This is a genomic window from Kitasatospora sp. NPDC059571 (assembly GCF_042735675.1).
GTDB lineage: Bacteria > Actinomycetota > Actinomycetes > Streptomycetales > Streptomycetaceae > Kitasatospora.
Genome location: NZ_JBHWBW010000277.1, coordinates 1 through 10,159, shown reverse-complemented (window position 1 = coordinate 10,159; position 10,159 = coordinate 1). Strand labels below are relative to the sequence as shown.

Below are 10,159 nucleotides of genomic sequence, written 5' to 3'. Positions count from 1 at the left end.
GGCCCGGCCGCCCCGGGCGGCCGCCCCGCCCGCCCCCGCCCCCCCCGCCCGTCGGCTCAGGAGGACGGTCCGACCCGCACGGTGGTCAGCCGCCCGTCCTGTGCCTCGCGGACGACCTCGATCCGGGTGCCGGTGTCCGGCACCGCCACACCGATCTCCGGATAGGCCGGGTCCAGGTAGCGGCCGCTGCGGTCGTCGAAGACCGGCACGGCCGGCTCGGCGGGGAAGCGGGTCGCCACCCCGGCGCTGTGCAGCACCACGGGCGTGGTGGGCCGCAGCGAGAACACCGCGTCGTACGTCTGGAACCGGGCGTTGACCCGGCTGCCGTCGGCGAAGTGCTGGACCTGCGGGTGGGCGTCGACCGGCAGGATCAGCCCGCCGCCGGGGTGGTCCTTGGTGTTGTTGTCCGCGTAGGCGGTGTCCCAGAGCCAGACCAGCACGCCCTCCTGGTACGGGTAGGTGTCGATCACCCCGGCCTTGCCGGCCACCCCCGTCCAGCCGAAGTTGTACGGGCCGGTCCGCAGGTACGCGCCGTACCCGGCGTACCGGCGGTTCTCCACCAGGTAGGCGCGCGGGTGCTCCTGCACGGCGCTGCGGCCGCGCACGACCGCGAAGCCGGCCGCCGTCCAGCCGGAGGCGCCGGTCTCCGCCCCGTCATCGACCAGCACCGCGCCGTCCGCGGTGATCCGCACGGCGTCGACCAGCACGCCGCGGCCGTGGGTGTTGCCGTCGCTGGTCGCGTGCACCCGCACCCGCACCGACTGCCCGAGATAGGCGTCGAGCGGGACGTGCAGCCGGCGCCAGCCGCCCGAGACGCCGGACAGGCCCGGGGTGAGCGCCGGGGTGTCGGGGATCGGCGCACCGTCCACCGTGCCGTGCAGCGCGGTCCAGTGCGCGCCGCCGTCGGTGGACGCCTCCACGGTGAGGAAGTCGTAGTCCGGCTCGGTGTCGTACCAGGCCGCCGCGTCGAGGGCGGCCGCGCTGTGGTCGGCGGTGAGGTCGACGGTACGGCCGAGCGAGGCGTCCAGGTTGTCCCCGGTGCCGCTCCACCACTGGGCGGCCCCCTCGTAGGGGTCGGTCAGCTCCGTGGTGGTCCGGCCCGGCGGCAGGTGCACCAGCACCGCCTGGGCCTGGTCGGTGTTGTAGCCGCTGACCCCGAGCGCGTGGCTGGAGCGGGTCGCGGCCTGTGCCTCGTCGTAGGAGAGCCAGCCCAGTTGCAGCTTGCTCCAGGCGTCCAGGTCGCCGGGGTAGGCCCCGGTGGTGTTCGGTCGTCCGGTGCCCAGGTACGAGCCGGAGGACATCAGCGACCAGAAGTTGACCGCGTTGTCGCCGCCGGAGGTCGGGTACAGGTCGGGCAGGCCGAGGTTGTGGCCGTACTCGTGGGAGAAGAGGCCGACGCCGCTGTTCTCGCCGGCCTGCAGGTAGTCGTAGACGTAGAGGCCGGTGTCGCCGACCGGTGCGCCGCCGATCCGGTCGCCGTCCGGGCCGGTCCGGCCGGACGGGTCGGGGAACGCCCAGCTGCGGTGCGCCCACAGCGCGTCCGCGCCCTGGGCCCCGCCGCCCCAGGTCTCGTCCACGCCGGCGTGCACCACGATCACGTTGTCGAGGTAGCCGTCGGGTTCGTCGAAGTTGCCGTCCTTGTCGTGGTCGTAGCGGTCCTGCACGTCGTACTGGGCCAGTTCGGCCCGCACGTCGGCGGCCGTCCGCCCCTTGGCGAGCTCGCCGTCGTACCAGGCCTTGGTGGCGTCCCGGACGAACTCCTGCGCCTGGGTCCAGGCGCCGCTGCCCTGCGGCCCCTTGTTGGAGCCGTACCGGGCCTCGTTCCAGGGCACCGTCACCCAGTCGGTGACGGTGCCCTGGATGTCGTACCGTCCGGAGGACTGGGTGCGGTAGTAGTTGCGGACCGAGTCGGCGCCGGGCGAGGCGTCGAAGAACATCCGCTGGTAGTAGGCGCGGTCGAAGTCGCCCTTCCAGTACGTGTGGGTGTCGTCGCGGCCCGGCTGCGGGATGGCGTTGTGCCGCGGTCCGGGCGTACCGCCGTAGCGCGGCTGCCCGTTGTAGAGGGTGGTGTCGTCCACCCGGTCGCCGAACTGGGCCAGGATCACGAAGACCTTGTCGGTGCGCTCGCGGGCGAGCTGCACGTAGTCGTCGCCGATCCGGACCCTGCCCGGCGCCCGCCCCTGGGCGGTGCGGGCCAGGGTGCCGCGGTTGAGCTGCTCCAGGGCCTGGGTGCGCAGCGCCAGTCGTTGGCGCTCCTGCGGGGCGAGCGACTGGTCGGGGCCCTCGCGGCCGTCCGTACCGGGTAAGGCGGCGGCCGCGGCGGGCCCGGCCGCCGACGGGGCGGACGGCGCCGCCCGGACCGGGGTGGCGGCCAGGACGGCGGATATCGCGCTGGTGGTGAACGCGGCGACGAGGGCCGCGGTGATTCGGCGCATCGGACCATGTCCTTTCGGGACGGCGGTGGTCGGCGAGCGCCGGTAATATTTCACATGTCATCGGTCACATGGAAGAGATCGGGCGAGACGGGTCTCCTGTTCATGACAGAACGTCAGGTCGGTGCGGGGGGAGGGGAGGAGAGTGGCGGCCGGAGTGCCGGCGCCCCGCGCACGGTCAGTCCGCGGCGCGCAGCTCGGCCAGCAGGACGCCCTGGTCCTGGATCATCTCGGTGAGGATCCGGCGTGCCGTGCGCAGGAGTTCGGCGACGTCCGCGCCGGCCAGGGCGTAGACCACCGTGGAGCCCTCGCGGGTCGCGGTCACCAGGCCCGATCTGCGCAGCTGGGCGAGCTGCTGGGAGAGGTTGGACGGTTCGATGTCGATGTCGGCGAGCAGGTCACGGACGGGCGTGGGGCCGGCCTGGAGCAGCTCCAGGACCCGGATCCGCACCGGGTGGCCCAGCATCCGGAAGAACTCGGCCTTGGCCTGGTACAGCGGTACGGGCATCGCGCCCCCTCTCCGATGCCGTGTCAGTGATGCCCGTCCGCTCAGACCTCAAGGCCCGCCTCGAGTCGCTTCAGCTGGTGGCGGGCCATCGCCAGGTTGGAGCGGCTGCGGTTGAGGGCGAGGTAGAGGAAGAGGCCGCGCCCGCTGGACGTGGTGAGCGGGCGGATCAGGTGGTACTGGCTGGAGAGGGTGATGAGGATGTCCTCGATCTCGTTGTCGTGCAGGTTGAGCATCTCCATCGTCCGCATCTTGGCGCGCACCAGGTCGGTGTTGCCGGCCGCGGCCACGTTGAGGTCGATCTCGACGCCGTCGCCCAGGGTGCCCAGGGCCATGCCGCTGCCGTAGTCGACCAGGGCCACGCCGATCGCGCCCTCGATCGCCATGGCCTCCTTGAGGGAGGTCTCCAGGTTCGCCATCGTTGCTCCTCGTGCTGTCGCCGGTGCCCGCATCGCTGCGGGCGGGTTCGGCAACGACTGTAGGGAGACGGTCGCGAAACCTTCGGTCAATGATCGGAACCGATCGCTGATGACCGATCACTTGTCGTTCGGGTGCGATTCAACGACGACTTGAAGACATTTGCAACTAAGGATGTGATTGACCTGCCATCCGCGGGCTCTTCCGCGGACGCTGCGGCCGGCGCGGCCCCTGGCCCGGCGCCGCCCCCCGGCGGCCCTCCCGGCACCCCGCCGCAGCACCCGCCCGCCCCTCCTCGGACGGCACCCCGAGCAGCCCGGTGGTGACGGTGCGTGACGAAGTCCGGGCGCGGGACGACCCGGGCCGCCCGCCGCCCGGCGACCCTGAAAAACGGTGCTATCGATGTCCGCACGGCCGGGTAACCTCTGGGCGAGATGCTCGATCACCACACCAACCACACCCGCTGCACCCCGGCCCGGCGCCCCGCCGACCCGGCCCCGCAGCCGCAGGCGTCGCCGTCTGCGCCCCCGTCCGGCCCGCAAGGGCAGCACTCCCACGGGAAGAGAAGGTGACGCCGATGGACAGCACCGTGCCCGAGGAGCAGCTCAGCCCGGCCGAGGCCTACGCGGCCTCCCGCCGCCGCGCCGCCGAGCAGGCCACCGCGCTCCACGGCTTCCAGCAGCTCTACGACTTCCCGCTGGACCCGTTCCAGATCGAGGCCTGCCGGGCCCTGGAGGCCGGCGAGGGCGTCCTGGTCGCCGCGCCCACCGGCTCCGGCAAGACCATCGTCGGCGAGTTCGCCGTCCACCTGGCGCTGGCGAGCGGCCGCAAGTGCTTCTACACCACGCCGATCAAGGCGCTGTCGAACCAGAAGTTCGGCGACCTGGTCAAGCGCTACGGCGCCGCCAAGGTCGGCCTGCTCACCGGCGACAACAGCGTCAACGGCGACGCGCCCGTGGTGGTGATGACCACCGAGGTGCTGCGCAACATGCTCTACGCGGGCTCCAGCGCGCTGAACGGCCTCGGCTACGTGGTGATGGACGAGGTGCACTACCTGGCCGACCGCTTCCGCGGCGCCGTCTGGGAGGAGGTGATCATCCACCTGCCGGAGTCGGTGGTGCTCGCCTCGCTCTCCGCCACCGTGTCCAACGCCGAGGAGTTCGGCGACTGGCTGGACACCGTCCGCGGCGGCACCCGGGTGATCGTCTCCGAGCACCGGCCGGTGCCGCTGTGGCAGCACGTGATGGCCGGCAACCGGATGTACGACCTGTTCGCCAACCCGGACCGCGACGGCCGCCCCAAGAACGCGCCGCGCAACCCGGCCAAGGCGGTCAACCCGGAGCTCGTCCGGCTCGCCAGGTCCGAGCTGGACCGCGGCGGCCCGCGCGACCGCTTCGGCAAGGGCCGCGGCCGCTCCCTGCCGACCGGCCGCCCCGGCCGGGTCTGGACCCCGGGCCGGGTGGACGTGATCGAGCGGCTCGACGCCGAGGGCCTGCTGCCCGCGATCACCTTCATCTTCAGCCGGGCCGGCTGCGAGGCCGCCGTCCAGCAGTGCCTCTCCTCCGGGCTGCGGCTCAACCGCGACGGCGAGCGTGCCCAGGTCCGCGACATCGTCGAGCAGCGCTGCGCCGACATCCCCGACGAGGACCTGCACGTCCTCGGCTACTTCGAGTGGCTCGACGGCCTGGAGCGCGGCATCGCCGCGCACCACGCCGGCATGCTGCCGAGGTTCAAGGAGGTCGTCGAGGAGCTCTTCGTCAAGGGCCTGGTCAAGGCGGTCTTCGCGACCGAGACGCTGGCCCTCGGCATCAACATGCCCGCCCGCTCGGTGGTCATGGAGAAGCTGGTCAAGTGGAACGGCGAGACCCACGCCGACATCACCCCCGGCGAGTACACCCAGCTCACCGGCCGGGCCGGCCGCCGCGGCATCGACGTCGAGGGCCACGCCGTGGTGCTCTGGCAGCGCGGCATCGACCCCGAGGCGCTCGCCGGGCTGGCCGGCACCCGCACCTACCCGCTGCGCTCCTCCTTCCGCCCCTCGTACAACATGGCGGTCAACCTGGTCGGCCAGTTCGGCCGGCACCGCTCCCGCGAGCTGCTGGAGACCTCCTTCGCCCAGTTCCAGGCGGACCGCTCGGTGGTCGGCCTGGCCCGCCAGGTCCAGCGCAACGAGGAGGGCCTGGAGGGCTACCGCGAGTCCATGACCTGCCACCTCGGCGACTTCGAGGAGTACATGGGCCTGCGCCGGGCGCTGAAGGACCGCGAGAACGAGCTCGCCCGCGAGGGCACCAGCCAGCGCCGCTCCGCCGCGATCGAGGCCATCGAGCAGCTCCGCCCCGGCGACGTGATCCACGTGCCCACCGGCAAGTTCGCCGGCCTCGCGCTGGTGCTCGACCCCGGACTGCCCCCGGTCGACCGGCACTCCCGCGGCGGCCCGCGCCACCCCGACTACCAGGACGGGCCGCGCCCGGTGGTGCTCACCGCCGAGCGCCAGGTCAAGCGCCTCGCGATGATCGACTTCCCGTACCCGGTGCAGGCGATCGACCGGATGCGGATCCCCAAGTCGTTCAACCCGCGCAGCCCGCAGTCCCGCCGCGATCTGGCCTCCGCGCTGCGCACCAAGGCCGGCCACGTCGAGCCCGAGCGCTACCGCAAGGGCCGGGCCGCCGCCGCCGACGACCCGGAGATCGCCCGGCTCCGCGCCGAGCTGCGCCGGCACCCGTGCCACGGCTGCGACGAGCGCGAGGACCACGCCCGCTGGTCCGAGCGCTACCACCGGCTGCACCGGGACACCGAGCTGCTGGAGCGCCGGATGCGCTCGCGCACGCACACCATCGCCCGCACCTTCGACCGGGTCTGCGGCCTGCTCACCGACCTCGGCTACCTGCGCGGCGACACCGTCACCGAGGACGGCAAGCGGCTCGGCCGGCTCTACGGCGAGCTCGACCTGCTGGCCTCCGAGTGCATCCGCGAGGGCGTCTGGCGCGGCCTCGGTGCCGCCGAGCTCGCCGCCTGCGCCTCCGCGCTGGTGTACGAGTCCCGGCAGGCCGACGACGCGGCCGCGCCGCGGGTGCCGGAGGGCGGCGTCAAGGAGGCGCTCGGCAAGATGATCCGGATCTGGGGGCACCTGGACGCGCTGGAGGAGCAGCACCGGATCTCCACCGCCGAGGGCGTCGGACAGCGCGAGCCGGACCTCGGCTTCGCCTGGGTCGCCCACCGCTGGGCGCTCGGCCACAGCCTGGACGCGGTCCTGCGCGACGCCGAGCTCCCGGCCGGCGACTTCGTCCGCTGGACGAAGCAGCTGATCGACGTGCTCGGCCAGATCCAGGACGCCGCGGGCGAGGACGCCGAGCTGCGCACCACCGCCCGCAAGGCGGTCGACGCGCTGCGCCGCGGCATCATCGCGTACTCCTCGGTCGGCTGAGCACGCCGCCGCAGGAGCAGCAGGAGCAGGTGCGCCGGGGGGCGCCGGGTGCCGACACCCGGCGCCCCTCCGCCGTCCGGCGTCCGCGTCAGTTCAGCCGGAAGACCGCCTCGACCGGGTAGTGGTCGCTGGGGGCGTTGGTGTCCTGCTGCCCCGGGGCCCAGCCGGCCTGCGGGTCGAAGTCGACCGTGACGGCCGGCAGCGCGGCCGGCACGGGCCGGCCGGGGGCGTTGAGGTAGCCGAGGTAGTCCAGGTCGTCCCGGTAGTCGTTCGGGAAGGTCTCCACGCCCGACATGTACCGGCACCAGGCCGAGACGCTGCAGTCCATGGTGGCCAGGGTCTGACCGGGCGCGGTGGCCGGGGTGCCGAGCACTCCGTTGACCGCGGCCTGCGCGTTGGCGTGGTCGCCGCGCGCCCGGCCGTGCAGGTACTCGACGTTCAGGTCGCCGCCGATCAGCACCGGCGCGTCGGTGCCCGCGACGGAGTCGACCCAGGAGCGGATCTCGCGCAGCTGGCCGAGCCGGGTGGCCTGGGTGGTGTCGGTGGGGACGTCGGACTCGTCGGCCTGCAGGTGGGTGCCGACCACCCACGCCGCGGTGCCGCCCTTGTCGATCCGGACCAGCGCCGCGCCCTTGTTGGCGTGGTAGTCCCAGGTGCCGTACGTGGAGTTGCTGAAGACGTGGGCGAACCGGGCGGTGATCGGGTACTTGGAGAGGATCATGGTGCCGCCGTTGATGACGAACCAGGAGTTCGAACAGGCGCCGCTGATGCCCGTCCAGTCGCCGCCGGAGCAGGTCTGGCCGACCACCGGGGTGCGGTAGGGGTAGAGGTCGGCGAGCTTGCCGGTGATGTCCGCCGTCGAGGTGTTGTTGAAGTTCTCGTCGAGGATCACCACGTCCGCGCCGTGCTTGCGGATGATCGACTCGATCACGGGCGTCCGGGTGGAGGCCTGCTCGTGCTGGGTGCTGTCGACGATCGCGGTGCCGAGGTCGACGTTGAACGCGAACACCGACAGCGTGGCCGGGTCCTGGGCGGCGGCGGTGGGGGCGGTGCCGCCGAGCAGCAGTGCGGCGGCCGCCGCCGAGGCGAGGGCGGCGGCCGAACGGCGCGTGAGCATGGCGTTCTCCTGAGGGTGGGTCAGCCGGTGGGCCCCGGACGGCCGGAGCCGGTCCGGGGCGGGACGACGGCACCCTAGCTACCCGCGGGTACGTCCGGGAGAACGCCGGACGATCGGCAAGGAGCGACCTTGTGGCGGAAAGATGTCTGTACAGCTCTGCCCGCCACCGTGCGGCCGGATCAGCCGGCCAGCACCGCCAGCACCCGCTCCAGCGACCCGCCCAGACCCCAGCGCTCGGCCAGGTGCTCCAGCGCCATCGGGTCCAGCGGCTCGCTCGGCAGCGCCGGGTCGAAGGCGGGCAGCGGCACGTCGGTCGCCACCCGGACGACCTTCGGCGCGACGTCGAGGTAGTCCGACCCCTCCACCAGGTTCTTCCGCCGGGCCGGGGTGAGCTTGGAGGCCGGATCCAGCGCGGCGGCCCGGATCCCCGCCAGGTCCCCGTAGGCCGCGAGCAGCTGGGCCGCGGTCTTCTCGCCGATGCCCTTCACCCCGGGCAGGCCGTCGCTCGCGTCGCCGCGCAGCGCGGCCAGGTCCGCGTACGAGGCGCCGGTCACACCGTACTTCTCGCGCAGCGCCGCGTCGTCGACGGTCTGCGCGGTGCCGACGCCCTTCACCGGGTAGAGCACCCGGACCCCGCGGGCGTCGTCGACCAGCTGGAAGAGGTCGCGGTCGCCGGTGACGATCTCCACCGGGCCGTCCGCCGCGGTGGCGAGGGTGCCGATCACGTCGTCCGCCTCGTAGCCGGGCACCCCGACCCGGGCGATCCCGAGTGCGTCGAGCACCTGCTCGATCACCGGCACCTGCGGCGCCAGGGTGTCCGGGATCTCCTCCGCGCCCGCCACCGCGGGCTCCGGGGCGAGCCGGTGCGTCTTGTACGAGGGGATCAGGTCGACCCGCCACTGCGGACGCCAGTCCGCGTCCATGCAGGCGACCAGCTGGTCGGGGCGGTGGTCCTGGACGAGCCGGGCGATGAAGTCCAGCAGCCCGCGGACGGCGTTCACCGGCTGCCCGTCGGGGGACCTCAGGGACTCCGGGACGCCGAAGTAGGCGCGGAAGTACAGGCTCGCGGTGTCGAGCAGCATCAGTCGCGGTGCGGTCACCCCCCGATGATGCCGTACCGCACCGTCAGTGCCGGTGCGGCCCGCTGCGGTGCACCGGCCCGTGCGCGTCGGCGCAGTGCTCGTCGACGTCGGCACCGTCGGCGCCGGCGACCCGGCCGATCTGCAGCAGCTCGTGCGGGCCCTCCTCGCCGACGTGGTCGACCTGCAGGGTCGCGTGGGTGATCCGGTACTCCTCGCGCAGCCGCCGCTGGAGCTCCCGGCGCACCGCGTGGCAGTCCCCGCCGGGCTTCACCAGGATGTGCGCGGAGAGCGCGGGCTGGCCCGAGGTGATCTCCCAGATGTGCAGGTCGTGGATCTCCTCGACCAGCGGCGCGGCCACCAGCCGGTCGGCCACCGCGTCCGGGTCGATGCCGGCCGGCGCGGCCTCCAGGAAGATCCGCGCGGAGTCCCGGACCAGGCCGATGCCGGCCCGCAGCATCAGCGCCACCACCACCAGCGAGGCGATCGCGTCCGCCCGGCCGAACCCGGTGGCCAGCACCACGGCGCCGGCCACCGCGGTCGCGATGAAGGCGTACAGGTCGGTCACCACGTGCTGGAATGCGCCCTCGACGTTCAGCGAGCTGCGGTTGGCGCGCGACATGCACCAGGCGGCCGCGAGGTTCACCACCACGCCGACCAGGGCGGTGGCCAGGACCAGCCCGCCGGAGACCTCCGGGGGCGCGATCAGCCGCCGGACCGCCTCGTAGCCGAGCCAGGCGGAGAGCACCAGCAGGGTGACGCCGTTGGCCTGGGCGGAGAGGATCTCGGCCCGCTTCAGGCCGTAGGTGTAGCCGCCGCGGGCCGGCCGGGCGGCCAGCCGCATCGCCACCAGGGCCAGCGCGATCGCCGCCGCGTCGGTGAGCATGTGCGCGGCGTCCGAGATCAGTGCCAGCGACCCGGCGGCGAGGCCGACCAGCACCTCGCCCGCCATGAACGCGGTGATCAGCGCGAGCGCGCCCAGCAGCCAGCGCCGGTCCGCGTCGGCGGAGACCGCGTGGCTGTGCCCGGCGTGCCCGTGACCGTGGTCCGGTGCGTGCTCGTGGTCGTGATCGTGCCGGCGGCCGCCCATCGGACTCCTCTCCCGGGTGCGGGCCGGTGCCTGCCCGCACCGGAAGTGAACCTCAGATCGGAGAAAGATCCAAAGGCTGCACTGGTGACGGTCTG

At 73.3% G+C, this 10,159-nt stretch carries 7 protein-coding genes; 1 reads left to right on the top strand and 6 read right to left on the bottom strand.

Going from position 1 to position 10,159, the window contains the following annotated elements; all coding sequences use genetic code 11:
* Positions 1-56: 56 nt before the first annotated feature.
* The 3 genes from ACFV0G_RS25815 to ACFV0G_RS25805 all read right to left on the bottom strand — a co-directional run bounded on the left by ACFV0G_RS25815 (position 57) and on the right by ACFV0G_RS25805 (position 3,356).
* Entirely contained in the window at positions 57-2,435 is a 2,379-nt protein-coding gene (locus ACFV0G_RS25815) for an immune inhibitor A domain-containing protein (protein ID WP_380552516.1), read from the bottom strand.
* Positions 2,436-2,610: 175 nt separating this feature from the next.
* Positions 2,611-2,940, bottom strand: a complete 330-nt coding sequence (locus tag ACFV0G_RS25810; protein WP_380552512.1) for an ArsR/SmtB family transcription factor — start codon at positions 2,938-2,940, stop codon at positions 2,611-2,613.
* A 41-nt stretch (positions 2,941-2,981) separates the two neighbouring features.
* Positions 2,982-3,356, bottom strand: a complete 375-nt coding sequence (locus tag ACFV0G_RS25805; protein WP_380552509.1) for a hypothetical protein — start codon at positions 3,354-3,356, stop codon at positions 2,982-2,984.
* Positions 3,357-3,931: 575 nt separating this feature from the next.
* On the opposite strand from ACFV0G_RS25805, the gene ACFV0G_RS25800 reads away from it, so the two are divergent.
* Positions 3,932-6,778 carry a DEAD/DEAH box helicase gene (locus ACFV0G_RS25800; protein ID WP_380552506.1) on the top strand — a complete coding sequence of 949 codons (2,847 nt, stop codon included), beginning with the start codon at positions 3,932-3,934 and terminating at the stop codon, positions 6,776-6,778.
* 88 nt (positions 6,779-6,866) lie between these two features.
* On the opposite strand, the gene ACFV0G_RS25795 is transcribed toward ACFV0G_RS25800, so the two are convergent.
* From ACFV0G_RS25795 to ACFV0G_RS25785, 3 genes are all read right to left on the bottom strand, one after another.
* Positions 6,867-7,895 (bottom strand): sphingomyelin phosphodiesterase, encoded by a 1,029-nt coding sequence (locus ACFV0G_RS25795; RefSeq protein WP_380552503.1) that lies wholly within the window; start codon positions 7,893-7,895, stop codon positions 6,867-6,869.
* 179 nt (positions 7,896-8,074) lie between these two features.
* Entirely contained in the window at positions 8,075-8,977 is a 903-nt protein-coding gene (locus tag ACFV0G_RS25790; RefSeq protein ID WP_380552519.1) for a 5'-3' exonuclease H3TH domain-containing protein, read from the bottom strand.
* A 43-nt stretch (positions 8,978-9,020) separates the two neighbouring features.
* On the bottom strand, positions 9,021-10,064 hold the full coding sequence (locus ACFV0G_RS25785; RefSeq protein ID WP_380552500.1) for a cation diffusion facilitator family transporter: 1,044 nt from the start codon (positions 10,062-10,064) through the stop codon (positions 9,021-9,023).
* Positions 10,065-10,159: the final 95 nt, after the last annotated feature.

Coding starts and splice junctions, on each gene's coding strand:
- ACFV0G_RS25800 (WP_380552506.1), top strand. CDS start 3,932: ATGGACAGCACCGTGCCCGAGGAGCAGCTCAGCCCGGCCGAGGCCTAC.
- ACFV0G_RS25805 (WP_380552509.1), bottom strand. CDS start 3,356: ATGGCGAACCTGGAGACCTCCCTCAAGGAGGCCATGGCGATCGAGGGC.
- ACFV0G_RS25810 (WP_380552512.1), bottom strand. CDS start 2,940: ATGCCCGTACCGCTGTACCAGGCCAAGGCCGAGTTCTTCCGGATGCTG.
- ACFV0G_RS25795 (WP_380552503.1), bottom strand. CDS start 7,895: ATGCTCACGCGCCGTTCGGCCGCCGCCCTCGCCTCGGCGGCGGCCGCC.
- ACFV0G_RS25785 (WP_380552500.1), bottom strand. CDS start 10,064: ATGGGCGGCCGCCGGCACGATCACGACCACGAGCACGCACCGGACCAC.
- ACFV0G_RS25815 (WP_380552516.1), bottom strand. CDS start 2,435: ATGCGCCGAATCACCGCGGCCCTCGTCGCCGCGTTCACCACCAGCGCG.
- ACFV0G_RS25790 (WP_380552519.1), bottom strand. CDS start 8,977: ATGCTGCTCGACACCGCGAGCCTGTACTTCCGCGCCTACTTCGGCGTC.